Here is a 15,007-nt window from a genome sequence, read left to right as displayed (position 1 = left end):
CTCTCCATGCGCGCTCTCGCCGTCCTCGCCCTGATCCTGACCGCGTCCGCCTCGGCGCAACCCCCGACGCAAGGGGGCTCGCTCGGGGTCATCGAGGGACGCCAGGTCACCCCCGGGGGATACTTCGTCAACGCCCAGCCCGGTCAGGCCATCACCCGCGTCAATGTCTGGGGGCGCGTCGCGCGACCCGGCGTCTACGACCTGGGGCCGGAGTTCGACCTGATGGGGGTCCTGACGCTCGCGGGCGTGTCGAGCGAGCGCACGCCCATGGAAGGCGACCCGGAGCTGGTCCTCCGGCTGTACCGTGCCGGCCGCGGCACGCCCGTCTATGAGGCGACGCTTCAGTCGTTCCTCAATACCTCCGAGCCGCCCGCGATCCAGTACGGCGACGTGATCGAGGTCGAGTATGAGACGGCAGCCCGAGTCGCGGTCGTCGGCGCGGTGGCCCGGCCCGGTACCTACGAGGTCGGGCCGTCCTTCTCGGCGCGCGACGCCGTCGCCCTGGCGGGAGGGCCCGACTACACGCCGCTCCGCGCCAACGAGACGCGCGAGACCACGGTCCGCATCTACCGCGGCGACGTGGCCGACGGAATCCCGACGTACCAGGAGACGCTGGCGACCTTTCTCTCCGGTCCGTCGCCCGACCTGCTGGACGGCGATGTGATCGAGATCGACTCCGTGACGGACTCCGGGTGGACCACGCGCGACACGCTGACGGCGGCGGGCGTCGCGACCTCCGGGTTGATTGCGGTCGTGCAGATCATCCGCTTTCTGAACACGAGCAACTGATGCGCTCCCAGCGACCGGGGGTCCTGATCACCGGCGGGGCGGGCTTCATCGGGTCGGCCATGGTCCGGTCTGCGCTGGCGCGCCGGCCCGAGCACCGCGTCGTTACGCTCGACGCGCTGACCTACGCGGGCTCGGTCGCCAGTCTGGCGGACCTGGACGGGGCCGAGCGCCACACGTTCGTGCACGGCGACATCCGCGACGGAGCGCTCGTGCGGGACCTACTTCGGGAGCACGCGGTCGGGCTCGTCGTCCACCTCGCGGCCGAGTCGCACGTGGATCGCTCGATTTCCGGCCCCAGCGCCTTCGTCGAGACCAACGTGCTCGGCACCCAGACCCTCCTCGACGCGTGCCGCGAGGTGTGGGACGGAGCCGACGGGGTCCGCTTCCACCACGTGTCGACGGATGAGGTCTACGGCGATCTCGGGCCCGACGACCCCGCGTTCACGGAGCAGACGCCCTACGCGCCCTCGTCGCCGTATTCGGCCTCCAAGGCGGGCTCCGACCATCTGGTCCGCGCCAGCGGGCGGACGTACGGGTTGCCGGTCTCGATCACCAACTGCTCCAACAACTACGGGCCGCGCCAGTACCCGGAGAAGCTGATCCCGGTCGTCCTCCAGCGGGCGCTCGCGGGGGAGCCCATCCCGGTCTATGGCGACGGCGCCAACGTCCGCGACTGGCTCTTCGTCGACGACCACTGCGACGCCATCTGGACGGTCATCGAGCGAGGAGCGGTCGGGGAGACCTACAACGTCGGAGGCCATGCCGAGGTGGGCAACCTGGACCTCGTGCGGATGCTGTGCGCGATCCTCGACGAGCGGCGCCCGGCGTCGGCCCCGCACGCGGACCTGATCACGTTCGTGACCGACCGGCCCGGCCACGACCGCCGCTACGCCGTCGACACGGCCAAGATCGAAGCGCTCGGCTGGTCGCCGAGTCAGTCGCTCCGGACGGGCCTGGAGGCGACCGTCGACTGGTACCTCGATCATCAGAGTTGGGTCTCGACCGTGCTCGCCGAGGCGGAGGCGGGGGCATGAAGGGCATCCTCCTCGCTGGCGGCCACGGCACCCGGCTGAATCCGGCCACGGCAGTCGTCAGCAAGCAATTGCTGCCGGTCTACGACAAGCCGATGATCTACTACCCGCTGAGCACGCTGATGCTGGCGGGCATCCGGGAGATCCTCGTCATCTCGACGCCCGACGCCCTCCCCGCCTTTCGCCGACTCCTCGGCGATGGTGCGGGCTGGGGCCTCGACCTCCAGTACGCCGTCCAGGATCAGCCCCGCGGCCTCGCCGATGCGTTCCGCGTTGGGCGCGACTTCCTCGCCGGCGCCCCGGTGATGATGATCCTGGGCGACAACGTGATCTACGGAGGCGGCCTGTCCGCCCACCTCGGGCGTGCGGCGGGCCGGACCGAGGGCGCCACCATCTTCGCCTACCCGGTACGCGACCCGGAGCGCTACGGCGTCGTCGAGTTGGGCACGGACAGGCGTGCGGTTCACATCGAAGAGAAGCCGACCCAGCCGCGCTCCAACCTCGCCGTCGCCGGGCTCTACGCCTACGGCCCGGACGTGGTGGAGGTCGCCGCCGAGCTGACCCCCTCGGCGCGGGGGGAGTTGGAGATCACCGACGTGAACCGCCACTACCTGGACCAGGGAACGCTCGATGTCGAGGTGCTGGGCCGCGGCATCGCGTGGCTCGACGCCGGGACGCACGAGTCGCTCCTGGATGCCTCCGCGTTCGTCCACTCGGTCCAGGCGCGTCAGGGGCTGATGATCGCCTGCCCGGAGGAGATCGCCTTCCGGCAGGGCTTCATCTCGCGCGATCAACTCGCCGTTCTCGCGCGGGATCTCGCCTCTAACGACTACGGGGCGTACGTGGCAGCGCTCGCCGAAGGGGCCTCGTCGTGACGTTGCACGCTCGCTTGCTCGATCGGATCGCCACGCGCGACGCGCAGGTCGCCATCGTCGGCCTCGGGTACGTCGGGCTGCCGCTCGCGGTCGCCTTCGCCGAAGCAGGCTTCCCCGTGGTCGGCTTCGACACGAGCGCGGCGCGAGTGGCAGAGCTGGCTGCAGGCCGCTCCCATGTCGAGGACGTGGCGGACGCCACGCTTCGCGCCGCCCTCGACGCGGGCATGCGGGTCACCACCGACCCCGATGTCCTCGCCGACGTGGACGCGATCTCCATCTGCGTCCCGACGCCGCTCCGCAAGACCCGCGACCCCGACCTCTCCCACGTGCTCGCCGCCTCTGAGGCCGTCGCGGAGCGGATGCGGCCGGGCCAGCTGGTCGTGCTGGAGAGCACCACCTACCCGGGCACGACCCGCGAGGTGCTGGTGCCGCTGCTCGACGCCCGCGGGCTGACGGTGGGGGAGGACGCCTTCGTGGTCTTCTCGCCCGAGCGCGTGGACCCGGGTCGCACCGACTGGACCACACGCACGACCCCGAAGGTGATGGGGGGCATGACGCCCGCGTGCCTCGACGTGGGCACCGCGCTCTACGCGGCGGCCGTAGACACCGTCGTCCCGGTCAGCTCGCCCGAGGTCGCGGAACTGACGAAGATCTTCGAGAACACCTTCCGCGCGGTCAACATCGGGCTGGCGAACGAACTGCTGCTCATGTGCGACCGCCTCGGGCTGGACGCCTGGGAGGTGATCGAGGCGGCGGCGACGAAGCCGTTCGGCTTCATGCGGTTCACGCCCGGGCCCGGTCTCGGCGGCCACTGCCTGCCCGTCGACCCCCACTACCTGTCGTGGAAGCTGCGCGGGCTCGACTACACGGCGCGGTTCATCGAACTGGCGAGTGAGGTCAATACCTCGATGCCTCGCTTCTGGCTGCGCAAGGTGCAGGACGCGCTCAACGAGCAGGGCAAGGCGGTCCGCGGCAGCACGGTCCTCGTGCTCGGCGTCGCCTACAAGCCGGACGTCGCCGACCTCCGGGAGTCGCCTGCGCTCGACATTCTCGCGCTTCTCGACGAGAAGGGGGCCGATGTCCAGTACCATGACCCGCACGTGCCCGCGCTCCAGCACAACCACATGGCGCTCACGAGCGTCGCCGACCTCGACGTCGCGCTCGGCGCGGCCGACGCGGTCCTCCTGGTGACGGACCACGCGGGGTACGATCCCGCGCGCCTGGCCGCCTCGACCGACGTCTTCCTCAACTCCCGTGGCCCGGTCCCGGCGAGTGATCACCCTGACCCAGAGCACCCCGGTGGCCACGCCTGACTTCATCATCGCTGGCGCCGCGAAGTGCGGCACGACCGCGCTCTGGCACTACCTCGACGCGCATCCCGAGGTGGGGATGACGTATATCAAGGAGCCGCGCTTCTTCACCGAGGCCAAGGGCGGCATGGCGCACGGCGTCGTGGACGCTGCGATCCCGCGCTCGGGCACCTACCACCGTGGCTGGGACTGGTACGACGAGCTGTGGCGCGACGCGCCCGAGGGTGGCACGCGGGGCGAGGCGTCCACGATCTACTTCGTCGCCCAGGACGCGCCACGGCTGATCCGGCAGCACGTGCCGGATGTGCGCCTGATCATGATGGTCCGCGACCCCGCCGACCGCATGTATTCGCACTACTGGCAGGAGCAGAAGGCGGGCTGGGACATGGGGCCGTTCCGCGACCTCGTCGACACGGACCACCCGCGCGAGCGCTACTTCGAGACGACGAGCCACTACAAGGCCAACATCGAGCGCTTTCTGGAGCACTTCGACCGGGACCAGATCATGGTCATCGTGAAGGAAGACCTCGACAACGAGCCCGAGCGGATCCTCGAGGAGGTCTTCCGCTTCATCGGCGTCGACCCCGCATTCCGGCCGGCGTCCATTGGAAACCGGTTCAACGTGCAGCGGCTGCCGCGCTTCCCCTGGATCCGCCGCCTCTCGGAGCGTCTCCGGGCGACGGTCGGCGTCGCGCTGCCGCACCCGGTCCGCCAGGCGTTCGGGCGGACGCAGCGGAAGCTGGAGCGGCGGCTCTCAGTCCCCAACGCGTACCCGCCGCTGGAGCCTGACCTCCGGGCGACGCTCATCGAGCGGTTCGAGGAGGACATCCGGTTCATCGAGCAGTGGGTCGGTCGGCCACGCCCGTCGTGGCGTGCGATCCACCCGACCGAGGCAGCCGGTAAGACGCCCCCGGCCTCCCCCGAGGCGACCCGGTGACCTCGCCCGAAGCGACCGACGAGCCATCGACGCAGGCCCCCACGCGAGCCGGCAGGGGGCTGGGCAAGCGGATGGGGAGCGCGTCGGTGATCTACGTCGCCGGGGCGCTGGTAACGAACCTCGCCAAGTTCCTCCTCGTCCCGTTCTACGTCCGCTACCTCACGCAGGCCGAGGTGGGGATCGTGGTGTTCCTGCAGGCGGTCTCCTACGCGCTGGCGCGGGTGTACCCCCTCGGCCTCGGGCAGGCCATCAAACGGTACTACGTCGACTTCGAGGTCGAGCGAGACGCCGACCGGTTCACGGCAGGGATCTGGTGGGTGGTGACGGCGGTGGCCGTCGCGCTGTCGGTGCTGCTGATCCTGAGCGTGCCGCTGTGGGGCCAGTACGTCGGCTCCCAGATCAAACCCTCCTATCTGGTCCTGTCGATCCTGATCGCAGCGTTGCAGGGGAGCGCCACGATCCCGCTGATGCGCTACATCGTCCGCCAGCAGCCGACCGCCAACACGGTGTTCACGATCCTCCAGATGGTGACCATCACCGGGGCGATCATCTACCTCGTCGCGGGCCGGGGGATGGGGGTCGAGGGCGTGCTCTGGGGGCAGGTGATCGGCTACGCAGCGTGGGCGGTCATCTCGGGCGTGCTGATCAACGCTCCTGCGCGCCTGAAGCCGACGTTCGGCAAGCTCGGCGAGGCGTTCCGCTACTCGATCGTGCTGCTGCCGCACCTCCTGTTCATCTGGGGCATCACGTTCGCCGACCGGCTCGTGCTGGAATCGAAGGTTAGCCTGGAGGCGTTAGGAGTCTATGGCATCGGCTACCAGATGGGGACGCTGCTGACGATCGTCAGCATCTCGATCTCGAACGCGTGGCTCGCCCAGTTCTTCCGGACGGGCGAGACGGAGCGGGGGCCGAGGATGTTCACGACGACCTTCACGACCATCTTCCTGCTGATCCTGTTCATCTCCCTGGGGCTGTTCCTGTTCGCCCCCGAGATCATCGCCGTGGTGGCGAGCCGGGAGTACGCCGGGTCGGTGCTGATCCTGCAACTGGTGGTGGTCGCTCACGTCTTCCACGCGGCGAACCAGTTCTTCATGCTGCCACTCTTCCTGGTCAAGAAGACGAAGCACATCTCGACGTCCACCGGGCTGGGCCTGCTGGCCAACGTCGTCGGGCTCGTTGTCCTGGTTCCGTGGCTCGGCATCGTCGGCGCGGCGCTGGCGACCATTATGGCCTATCTGGCCGCCTCGGGCTCGTCGCTGTACTTCGCGAAGCGGAGCTACCCGGTGGCGGTGGAGTGGCGCAAGGTGGGCGTAGGATCGGCTGTGGCGATCGGCCTCGGCGTCGTGGGGGGGCTGGTGTTCAACGAACCTTCTGTCCTGGGCGTCCTTGCGAAACTGGGCCTGTGTCTAGCTTTCCCGCTCGCGCTCCTGGGCTGGCCGGGCGAGTCTCTCGTCGACCGCGACGCCTTGAGTCGGTTGCCGCTGGTCGGCCGTTTGATGCCCGGCGCCTCCTCCCGTCCCCCCACCGCGGATGCTCCCTAGCGCCCCCACCCTCCGAGCCCAGACTGGCGCTCGCCCGCGCCAACGCATCTCGGGCGCTCGCCGCGTGATCCTGCTCGTGGGGTCTGCCGTGATCGTATTCGTGCTGGGGGCGGCCGTTGCGTCGGTGGTGGCGCTCGGATCGGTGGACTATGCGCTGCTCAACGTGGCGGGGGCCTGTTGCCTGGCGGTGCTGCTCTGGGTGCCGTTCCTCAAGCCCGACTACCAGCCCATCGAGCCGCTGAGCTTCGTGATGCTGGCGGTCCTGGTCGGGATCACGCTGAAGCCCGCCTACATCGCGTTCGGCCCGGAGTACATGGAAGGGTACCTGCTGCTGAACCGCCAGGAGCCCGCGTTCCTGCTGAATGGGGCGTTCCTGGCGCTGGTGGGGCTGTCGATGCTCAGCGTGGGCTACCTCCTCGTGCTGCCCCGCCCCGGCCTGAGTCGGCTGCGTGTGTTTGCCACGCCGGTCTGGAGCCGGGATCGGTTGGTGCTGGTCGGCTTCGTCAGCATGGCGATCGCGCTGGCGGCGATGTACCTCTACATCGGAAAGCTCGGGCTCTCGGGCGTGATCGAGGACTTCTCGCGCAAGCGGTTCTATGAGGTCGAGGGGGCCGAGTTCGAGCGGAGTGCCCTCGGGTACTACCGCACCGCCGCCTCGGTGGTCGGGCCGGTGTTCCTGTTCGTGCTGGCGTGGGCGCTCGGGCGGAAGGCCAAGATCGGCAAGGTGGAGATGGTGTTCATCGGTCTGCTGGTGTTCATGTCGGTCGTGTTTCCTTTCTTCAACAGCAGCCGCACCAAGGTCCTGATGATCCTGCTGGAGGCGCTGGTGATCTGGAAGTGCGTCCGCGGCCGGATCCCCACCTGGATGGTGACCGCCATAGGCATCGGCATGCTGGCGCTCCTGCTCCTGCTGACGGCGCTGCGCCCGAAAGCTGCCGAGGTGAGCAGCTTCGGAGACTTCCTCGGCGTCAACGCGCTATTGGAGACCACCGTCGGGAGCCGGCACTTTCTGGACCTCACCAAGACCTCGCACATCATCGAGGGGGTCCCGGATCAGTTGACCTACCAGTACGGGATGACTTACGTCGCGTGGGTGTTCATGCCGGTCCCGCGCACCGTCTGGCTCGACAAGCCGGCGCTCGGGGCCGGGCCCATCATCGGGCAGCAGATCTTCGGGATGCAGCGGGCGGGCGTGCCACCAGGTATGATCGCCGAGGCGTTCCTGAACTTCGGTTACCTGGGGGTGCTGTTCTGCCCGTTCCTGATCGGGGTGGGCCTGCGATGGTGCTATGAGCTCTTCAGGCCGGTGCTGCACACCGCGTCGGGTGCGTCGCTGTACGCGGTCACGCTCATCCCCGTGAGTTGGACCACGATCACAGGCGGGTTCAGCCAGATGATGGTGGCGCTGGGCGTCGCCGTCGTCCCGCTGCTGGCCATCATCTTCTTCGTGCGCGTCCGGCAGGGCCCGAGGTCGCATGCTGTTTAACAGCATCCCGTTCCTGGTCTTCCTCCCGCTGTTCCTGGTCGCCTACTTCGCGACCCGGGGGACGGCGCGCATCGTGGTCTGCCTCGCGGCGAGCTACCTGTTCTATGGCTGGTGGGACTGGCGCTTCCTGGGGCTGATCGCGCTCTCGACGGGCATCGACTACAGCGTCGGCATCAAGATCGTCGAGGCGGAGGCGCAGGCGGTCAAGAAGCGATGGCTGATGCTGAGCCTGGTGAGCAACCTGGGGCTGCTGGCCGTCTTCAAGTACTTCAACTTCTTCCTCGACTCGGTCTACCGGGCGACGGCGGTGTTCGGCTTCAGCGAGTCGCCGATGTTCCTGCAGGTGATCCTGCCGGTCGGCATCTCGTTCTACACGTTCCAGACGCTGAGCTACTCGATCGACCTGTATCGCGGGTCCATCGAGGTGGAGCGCAACCTGCTCCGGTTCGCGACCTACGTGGCCTTCTTCCCGCAGCTGGTGGCCGGGCCCATCGTGCGGGCGAGCCTGCTGCTGCCCCAGCTCAAGCGGGACCACCCGTTCCTCTGGAGCGGCTTCCTCCTCGGCCTCGGGCAGGTGCTGCTGGGGTACGTCAAGAAGGTGGCCATCGCCGACTCGCTGGCGCCGTTCGTGGACCGGGTGTTCGACGCCCCGGAGGCGTTCACACCCATCAGCGTGGCCATCGGGGTGTTCTTCTACGCCTTCCAGATCTACTGCGACTTCTCGGGCTACTCGGACATCGCCATCGGGCTGGCGCGGATGCTGGGCTTCGACTTCGGGGTCAACTTCGACACGCCGTACTTCTCGAAGAGCTTCAGCGAGTTCTGGACCCGCTGGCACATCTCGCTGTCGAGCTGGCTGCGCGACTACCTCTACATCCCGCTCGGCGGCAACCGCGGGGGGACGCTCAAGACATACCGCAACCTCTCGCTCACGATGCTGCTCGGCGGACTGTGGCACGGTGCGAGCTGGAATTTTGTCGTGTGGGGAGCGCTCCACGGGCTCTATCTCGTGGTCCAGCGCCTGCTTGGCCCCAGCTACGGCCGCCTCGTGGACCGGCTGAGGGTACCCAGGCTGGTCTCGGACGGGCTGATGATGCTGGTCGTGTTCCTGCTGACCTGCTTCGCCTGGATCTTCTTCCGTAGCCCGGACTTCTCCACCTCCGCCGAGGTCATCGCGCAGATCGCGTCACTCGACAGCCTGCGTCCGGCGGACATCCAGCTCAAGGTGACCGTGCTGAAGGGCTTCCTGCTGATCGGGATGCTGGTCGCCGTCGAGGTCTGGAGCAAGCGCGTGGTGCTGCCCTCGGTGGTGCTGGACCGCCCGGTTTTCCGGACGCTGGCCTACGCGGCGGCGCTCTGGATCATCTTCCTGTTCGGCGCCTTCGACGGCGGACGGTTCATCTACTTCCAGTTCTAGATGAGCGCCACCGACACCTCTCCCGTCTGGAAGCGCGTCGCCTGGGGGCTCGCGCTCGTGGCGGTCATCTTCGTAGGCGACCGCGTGATGGCGGCCGGGCTGAACGCGGCCATGATGGGCACGGGCAACCGGTATGCGGTGATCTACCGCGGCGAGGCGCCGGGCGGCGTCCTGCTGCTGGGCAACTCGCGCGGCGTCAACACCTTCCACCAGCCGACCATCGAGGAGGCCATCGACCGGCCCGTGTTCAACGCCAGCTTCAACGGCACCTCGACGCAGTTCGCGAAGGTGATCCTGCGGGACTACGTCGAGCGCAACCCGACGCCGCGGCTGGTGGTGCTGGAGGTGACCGGCCTCGCGGCGGGCGTCAACCAGCTCCAGAACTTCTTCCCGTTCGGCAGCGAGTCCGCCCGCCTCGACGCCTACCTGAACGAGGCGGTCTCGCCGACGGTGGCGACTGCGCGGCGGCTGTTTCACCTGTACAACTACAACGGCGAGATGCTCTTCCGGTCGCTGGCCGCGGCGGGGGCGACCGACCAGGGCGAGATCAACCGGTACACGATCTCGCCGGGTCTGATCGCGTCGACGCGCCGCGAGACGCCCGAGCCGCTGCGGTCGAACCCCGAGAACCTCGCCGCGCTGCAAGAGATCGTGGCCTTCTGCGAGGCGAACGACATCGAACTGCGGCTCGTGATCGGGCCGTACCTGCCGATCTACCGCGAGCGCATCCCCGCCTATGACGAGTGGGTCGCGAGCGTGCGCGAGGCCGCAGGCGGGATGCGCGTCTGGGACTACTCGCTAGCCATCGACGACGAGACCGCGTTCGCCGACCGCGTCCACATGAACTACCGCGGGGCCCGCCAGCTGACGCCGATCCTCGTCGCCGACGGCCTCTTCGACCTCGACTCCGCGGCGCCCGCCGACACGACCCTCACCGAGCCGACTCCATGACCGACGCCGACCTCCGGTTCTTCGTCCTCGGCGCCCAGAAGTCGGCCACGTCGTGGCTGTACTACTGCCTCCGCGACCACCCCGAGGTGGTCCTGCCGTCGGCCAAGATCGAGCACGGCTACCTGGGCAGCCCGCTCTACGAGGAGAAGGGCCACGCGTGGTACCTCGACCGCTTCCCTGAGGCGCCCGCGGGCGCCGTCGGCGGCGACGTGGCGGTGGACTACCTCCTCGACCCGGACGCGCCCGCGGCCATCGCGGCCCATGTCGAGGCCCCGCGCCTCGTCGCGCTGCTCCGCAACCCCGTGGACCGCCTCGTCTCGGCCTACTTCTGGTCGCTCCGCAAGAACCAGCTCGACAACGAGCCCCTCGACACGCACCTCGGCTTCTTCCTGAACCAGGGCGTCGGCTTCCCGGAGCGTCACCAGAACCGGTTCGTGGACGAGCTCGTGACGCGCGGCTTCTACGGCCAGCAGCTGGAGCCGTACATCGACCGGTTCGGCGAGGACAGCCTGCTCGTGATCCTCTACGACGAGGTCAAGGAGGACCCGGCGCGCGTCGTCGAGCGCGTCTACCGCCACATCGGCGTCGACCCGGCATTCGTGCCGGACAGCCTGGGGACGCGCCCGAAGGTCAACACACGCAACCGGGCGGTGATCGCGCTGGAGCGCCTCACGAAAGGCCGCAAGCTGGCGCGCGTGACCGACCGGATGCACCGCCTGCTGTCGAAGGTGTCCGAGCCGCCTAAGGAGATGACCGACCGCCAGCGCGCCGACCTGCTGGCTCGGTTCGAGCCGCACATCCGCCACACCGAGGCCGTGCTCGCGCGCTTGCCGGAGGCCAACCGGCCCGTGACCACCGACCTCACCGACCTCTGGACCTGATGCAGCACCGCCGCAATCTCACCAAGCCGTCCTACGTGCTCCAGAAGCTGGCCCTCTACGGGCGCAGCCGACTCACGATGGACCGCGAGGATGTCCTGCTCGCGTTCTACCCGAAGACCGGCTCCACCTGGGTCCGCTTCTTCCTCTACAACATCCTGACCGGCAGCGCGTCGCAGGCCACGTTCGACGAGGTCAACGCGGCGATGCCGGAGTACGGCAACCCGACGATGTTCACGCCCTGGCCGTTCGAGGGGCCGCGGCTGGTCAAGACGCACCTGCCGTTCTCGCCGGTGCTCTTCGGCTCCAACCGCGTGATGCTGACGGTCCGCGACCCGCGCGACATCATGGTGTCGCTCTACCACTACGCCAAGGCCAAGAAGACGCTGGAGATGGAGGGCACCATCCATGACCTCATCTACGACGAGGAGATGGGCATGGAGCCATTCTTCAAGCACTTCGCCTCGTGGAAGCCCCGCGCCGGTCACATCGTCCGCTACGAGGACCTGAAGGACGAGCCGATCGAGGCATTCGGCGGCATCTGCGCCTACCTCGGCCTCGACGCCGACGTGGAGGCCATCGAGGCGGCCCTGGAGAAGTCGAGCGTCCAGCGCATGCGCGACGCCCAGAAGGCGAGCACGGAGTCGTTCAAGAACCACGATCCGAACTTCGTCTTCGCCCGCAAGGCGACGGCGGGCCAGTGGCAGGAGCACTTCGACGAGCGCGCGCTCACGTACTACCGCCAGCTCTGCGACACGTACGGCTTCGATCTGTATGAGTAGTCGCGGCGGAACGGTCACTCTCGTCTACGACAGCCCGATCAGCTTTTCGGGCCAGTACGCCGCGACCGCGCTGATCCGCGACACGCTGGCCGACAGCGACTGGACCTTTCAGGCGGTCGAGTACCCGGCCCTGGACCGGACCGCTGGGACGCTGAAGCGCTACGCGAGCTATGCCGCGAAGACGGCGCGGTGCTGGGCGGCGCTCGCCCTGCGGGCCAGGCCGGGGACGATCCTGCACATCAACCTGCCGCAGAGCCCGGTCGCGTTCGCGAAGATGGGCTGGCCGCTGCGGCTGATCGAGTCCGTGCGCTCCGGCGTGCCGGTGGTGGTGTCGCTGCACGGGAGCGTGTTCATGTCGTGGGAGCGCGACCAGAGCGAGGCGCAGGCCTTCCTCCGGATCCTGCGCGCGGCCGACGTGGTGACGGTCCTCGGACCCGTTCAGCGCGCCCGTCTGGTCGAGTGGGGCATCCAGGTAGACCGGGTGCGGATCGTGGAGAACACGTCCGAACTGACACCCGTCTCGGACGACGCCGTTATTGCAAAGCAGCATGCCGCAGAGCAGGAGCCGGTCCGGCTGCTGCACCTGAGCCTGCTCGTGGAGTCGAAGGGCTACCCGGAGTACCTGGAGGCGCTGGAGATCCTCGGCACCCGCGACCTCGGGCGGCGCGTCGAGGCGGTCCTGTGCGGCCCGCCCTCGTTCACGTCGTTCTGCACGCGGTTCACGACCGTCGAGTCGAAGGCCGCTTGGATCGAGGAGCGGTTGGCGGCCATCAACGCGTCCGACTCGGTCTCGGCGACCTGGATCCCGGGCGCGCGGGGAGAGGCGAAGGAGGCGCTGTTCGAGAACGCGCAGGTGTTCGTCTTCCCGAGCCAGTTCCCCGTCGAGGCCCAGCCGCTCGTGCTGCTCGAAGCCATGGCGAGCGGCTGCGCGCTCATCTCCAGCACCGTCGGCGAGATCCCGTCGACGCTGGGGGAGGGGACCGCGCTCCTGCTCGACGAGACCACCCCCGTCGCCATCGCCGACGCCATCGAGCGGCTCGTCCGCGACGCCGACCTCCGGGCGTCGCTCGCGCAGGCGGGCCTCGACCGCGTGCGGACCACCTTCAGCCTCGACCGGTACGCGTCCACCTGGGACGAGATCTTCTCCTCGCTGCTGCCCGCCTCCGCATGACCCCGCACCGCATCCTGGTCACCGGCACCGACGGCATGGTCGGCCGCTGGGTCACCGACCTGCTGGTCGCCGAAGGCCACCACGTCATCGGCGTCGACAAGCGCGACCTGACCGAGAGCCGCCCCGGCTACGACAAGCACGTCCTCAACATCCTCGACCGCGACGGGCTCCTGGCGCTCTTCGCCGCCGAGCAGCCCGAGGCGGTCGTCCACCTCGCGGCGCGGACGGACCTGGACGGGGAGACGCTCAAGGACTACGACGACAACATCACGGGCGTCCGCAACATGTGCGATGCCGTCCGGGCGACGGGCTCGGTACAGCGCGCCATCTACACGTCGTCGCAGCTCGTCTGCGAGATCGGCTACACGCCTGCCTCGGACACCGACTACAAGCCGACGACGGTGTACGGGGAGAGCAAGGTGCGGACCGAGCAGATCACCCGCGAGGAGGATGGCGGCGGCGTCACGTGGTGCATCACGCGCCCGACCACCGTCTGGGGGCCGCACATGAGCGAGCACTATCAGTCGCTGCTGCGCTACATCCAGCAGGGGCGGTACTTCCACGCGGGGCGCTCGCCGCTCCACAAGTCGTACGCGTACGCGGCCAACATCGCGCACCAGTACCGCCAGATGCTGCTCGTGGACGCGGAGGCGATCCACCGCAAGACGTTCTTCCTGGCCGACTACGAGCCGCTCTCCCTGCGCGCCTACACCGACGGCCTGCAGAAGCGCCTCGGCGCGAAGCCGATCCCGACGATGCCGCTGCCGCTCGCGCGAGCGCTCGCGAAGACCGGGGACCTGCTCAACGCGGCCGGCCTGAGACGCTTCCCGTTCAACTCGTTCCGCCTCAACAACATCCTGACGGAGTACGTGATCGACCTCTCCGCCACCGAAGCCGTCTGCGGGCCGTTGCCCGTGGGCTTCGAGCAGGGCGTCGACGAGACGGCCGCGTGGTTCCTCGCCAAAGAGAACAGCTGATGGCCGCCCTCGACAAGCCCCTCGTCGTCCTCGGCGCCGCCCGCTCGGGCACGTCCATGACCAGCCGCGTGCTGATGCGCCATCCGGACGTGGCCTTCTGGATGGAGCCCAAGTACATGTGGAAGGTCGGCCGCCCTCTCGCCCCCGACGACGTCCGCACAGCCGACGAGGCGACGCCGAGCGTCCGGAAGTACATCCGGAAGCAGTTCGAGGCGTTCGCCGAGAAGGAGGGCAAGCCGCGGTTCATGGAGAAGACGCCCAGCAACTGCTTCCGCGTCCCGTTCGTCCACGCCGTCCTGCCCGATGCGAAGTTCCTCCACGTCGTCCGTGACGGCCGGGACGTGACGCGGTCGGCCCTCCGGATGTGGACGAAGACGCCCGACAAGCGGGCGCTCAAGCGGCGGCTCTCCAACCTGGAGATTCCGCTCCGTGACGCCCCCTTCTACGCGGCGTCCGTGCTGCGTGACGTGGTCGGACGGCAGCTCTTCCCGGCCAAGGCGTTCGTGTGGGGCCCCCAGTTCCCCGGCATCCGCGAGGTGCGGGAGGAGCATGGCGTCCTCGGCGCGTGCGCGACCCAGTGGCGCGAGAGCGTCTCGGCGGCGCTGGCCGGGCTGGAGGGCGTCCCCGAGGACCAGCAGATGACGGTCCGCTTCGAAGACGTGATGGCCGACCCTGAAGGCGTCATGTCCATGATCTTGGAGTTCTTCGAACTCCCGCCCAGCACGGAGGTGCGAGACTACGCGCGGACCTTCGTCGACAAGGACAACGGCACCTCCTACGAGGACGAGCTCGACCCGGCCGAGATCGATCCGTTCCTCGAACCCCTCCGCTCTCAGCTCGGGTACTCCTGAGCCCCTGGCCC

Annotated in this window: 14 protein-coding genes; all 14 read left to right on the top strand. The window is 68.6% G+C overall.

The genetic code is table 11. The annotated features are described in order from the left end of the window. Positions 1–6: 6 nt before the first annotated feature. The 14 genes from B1759_RS01180 to B1759_RS01115 all read left to right on the top strand — a co-directional run bounded on the left by B1759_RS01180 (position 7) and on the right by B1759_RS01115 (position 14,996). Positions 7–789 carry an SLBB domain-containing protein gene (locus B1759_RS01180; RefSeq protein WP_095513198.1) on the top strand — a complete coding sequence of 261 codons (783 nt, stop codon included), beginning with the start codon at positions 7–9 and terminating at the stop codon, positions 787–789. Next, positions 789–1,823 carry a dTDP-glucose 4,6-dehydratase gene (rfbB, locus tag B1759_RS01175; protein ID WP_095513197.1) on the top strand — a complete coding sequence of 345 codons (1,035 nt, stop codon included), beginning with the start codon at positions 789–791 and terminating at the stop codon, positions 1,821–1,823. The genes B1759_RS01180 and rfbB overlap by 1 nt, the downstream gene beginning before the upstream one ends. Next, complete coding sequence (gene rfbA / locus B1759_RS01170) at positions 1,820–2,695, top strand: glucose-1-phosphate thymidylyltransferase RfbA (RefSeq protein ID WP_095513196.1); 876 nt, start codon at positions 1,820–1,822, stop codon at positions 2,693–2,695. Before rfbB ends, rfbA begins: the two co-directional genes overlap by 4 nt. Then, positions 2,692–4,008, top strand: a complete 1,317-nt coding sequence (locus B1759_RS01165) for a nucleotide sugar dehydrogenase (protein ID WP_095513195.1) — start codon at positions 2,692–2,694, stop codon at positions 4,006–4,008. The genes rfbA and B1759_RS01165 overlap by 4 nt, the downstream gene beginning before the upstream one ends. Beyond that, positions 3,995–4,942 carry a sulfotransferase domain-containing protein gene (locus B1759_RS01160; RefSeq protein WP_143537224.1) on the top strand — a complete coding sequence of 316 codons (948 nt, stop codon included), beginning with the start codon at positions 3,995–3,997 and terminating at the stop codon, positions 4,940–4,942. Before B1759_RS01165 ends, B1759_RS01160 begins: the two co-directional genes overlap by 14 nt. Next, positions 4,939–6,483 carry a lipopolysaccharide biosynthesis protein gene (locus tag B1759_RS01155; RefSeq protein WP_095513193.1) on the top strand — a complete coding sequence of 515 codons (1,545 nt, stop codon included), beginning with the start codon at positions 4,939–4,941 and terminating at the stop codon, positions 6,481–6,483. Before B1759_RS01160 ends, B1759_RS01155 begins: the two co-directional genes overlap by 4 nt. A 64-nt stretch (positions 6,484–6,547) precedes the next feature. Continuing rightward, the gene (locus tag B1759_RS01150; protein WP_158225052.1) at positions 6,548–7,969 is read left to right on the top strand and encodes an O-antigen polymerase; all 1,422 of its coding nucleotides are present in this window, start codon (positions 6,548–6,550) and stop codon (positions 7,967–7,969) included. Continuing rightward, complete coding sequence (locus B1759_RS01145; protein WP_095513191.1) at positions 7,959–9,386, top strand: MBOAT family protein; 1,428 nt, start codon at positions 7,959–7,961, stop codon at positions 9,384–9,386. Before B1759_RS01150 ends, B1759_RS01145 begins: the two co-directional genes overlap by 11 nt. Then, on the top strand, positions 9,387–10,337 hold the full coding sequence (locus B1759_RS01140; protein ID WP_095513190.1) for a hypothetical protein: 951 nt from the start codon (positions 9,387–9,389) through the stop codon (positions 10,335–10,337). Then, positions 10,334–11,218 carry a sulfotransferase domain-containing protein gene (locus tag B1759_RS01135; RefSeq protein ID WP_095513189.1) on the top strand — a complete coding sequence of 295 codons (885 nt, stop codon included), beginning with the start codon at positions 10,334–10,336 and terminating at the stop codon, positions 11,216–11,218. The genes B1759_RS01140 and B1759_RS01135 overlap by 4 nt, the downstream gene beginning before the upstream one ends. Next, entirely contained in the window at positions 11,218–11,997 is a 780-nt protein-coding gene (locus B1759_RS01130; protein ID WP_095513188.1) for a sulfotransferase domain-containing protein, read from the top strand. Before B1759_RS01135 ends, B1759_RS01130 begins: the two co-directional genes overlap by 1 nt. Then, a complete protein-coding gene (locus tag B1759_RS01125) occupies positions 11,990–13,168 on the top strand; it encodes a glycosyltransferase family 4 protein (protein ID WP_095513187.1) in 1,179 nt (392 codons plus the stop codon). Before B1759_RS01130 ends, B1759_RS01125 begins: the two co-directional genes overlap by 8 nt. Next, entirely contained in the window at positions 13,165–14,145 is a 981-nt protein-coding gene (locus B1759_RS01120; protein WP_095513186.1) for an NAD(P)-dependent oxidoreductase, read from the top strand. The genes B1759_RS01125 and B1759_RS01120 overlap by 4 nt, the downstream gene beginning before the upstream one ends. Continuing rightward, positions 14,145–14,996 carry a sulfotransferase gene (locus B1759_RS01115; RefSeq protein WP_095513185.1) on the top strand — a complete coding sequence of 284 codons (852 nt, stop codon included), beginning with the start codon at positions 14,145–14,147 and terminating at the stop codon, positions 14,994–14,996. The genes B1759_RS01120 and B1759_RS01115 overlap by 1 nt, the downstream gene beginning before the upstream one ends. The last annotated feature ends 11 nt before the right edge of the window (positions 14,997–15,007 follow it).

This window comes from Rubrivirga sp. SAORIC476, assembly GCF_002283555.1.
GTDB lineage: Bacteria > Bacteroidota > Rhodothermia > Rhodothermales > Rubricoccaceae > Rubrivirga.
This window is presented reverse-complemented; position numbering and strand designations above follow the sequence as displayed.

Excerpts from the sequence above, each read along its gene's own strand:
- B1759_RS01180 (WP_095513198.1), top strand. The coding sequence starts at position 7 with ATGCGCGCTCTCGCCGTCCTCGCCCTGATCCTGACCGCGTCCGCCTCG.
- rfbB (WP_095513197.1), top strand. The coding sequence starts at position 789 with ATGCGCTCCCAGCGACCGGGGGTCCTGATCACCGGCGGGGCGGGCTTC.
- rfbA (WP_095513196.1), top strand. The coding sequence starts at position 1,820 with ATGAAGGGCATCCTCCTCGCTGGCGGCCACGGCACCCGGCTGAATCCG.
- B1759_RS01145 (WP_095513191.1), top strand. The coding sequence starts at position 7,959 with ATGCTGTTTAACAGCATCCCGTTCCTGGTCTTCCTCCCGCTGTTCCTG.
- B1759_RS01140 (WP_095513190.1), top strand. The coding sequence starts at position 9,387 with ATGAGCGCCACCGACACCTCTCCCGTCTGGAAGCGCGTCGCCTGGGGG.
- B1759_RS01135 (WP_095513189.1), top strand. The coding sequence starts at position 10,334 with ATGACCGACGCCGACCTCCGGTTCTTCGTCCTCGGCGCCCAGAAGTCG.
- B1759_RS01130 (WP_095513188.1), top strand. The coding sequence starts at position 11,218 with ATGCAGCACCGCCGCAATCTCACCAAGCCGTCCTACGTGCTCCAGAAG.
- B1759_RS01125 (WP_095513187.1), top strand. The coding sequence starts at position 11,990 with ATGAGTAGTCGCGGCGGAACGGTCACTCTCGTCTACGACAGCCCGATC.
- B1759_RS01120 (WP_095513186.1), top strand. The coding sequence starts at position 13,165 with ATGACCCCGCACCGCATCCTGGTCACCGGCACCGACGGCATGGTCGGC.
- B1759_RS01115 (WP_095513185.1), top strand. The coding sequence starts at position 14,145 with ATGGCCGCCCTCGACAAGCCCCTCGTCGTCCTCGGCGCCGCCCGCTCG.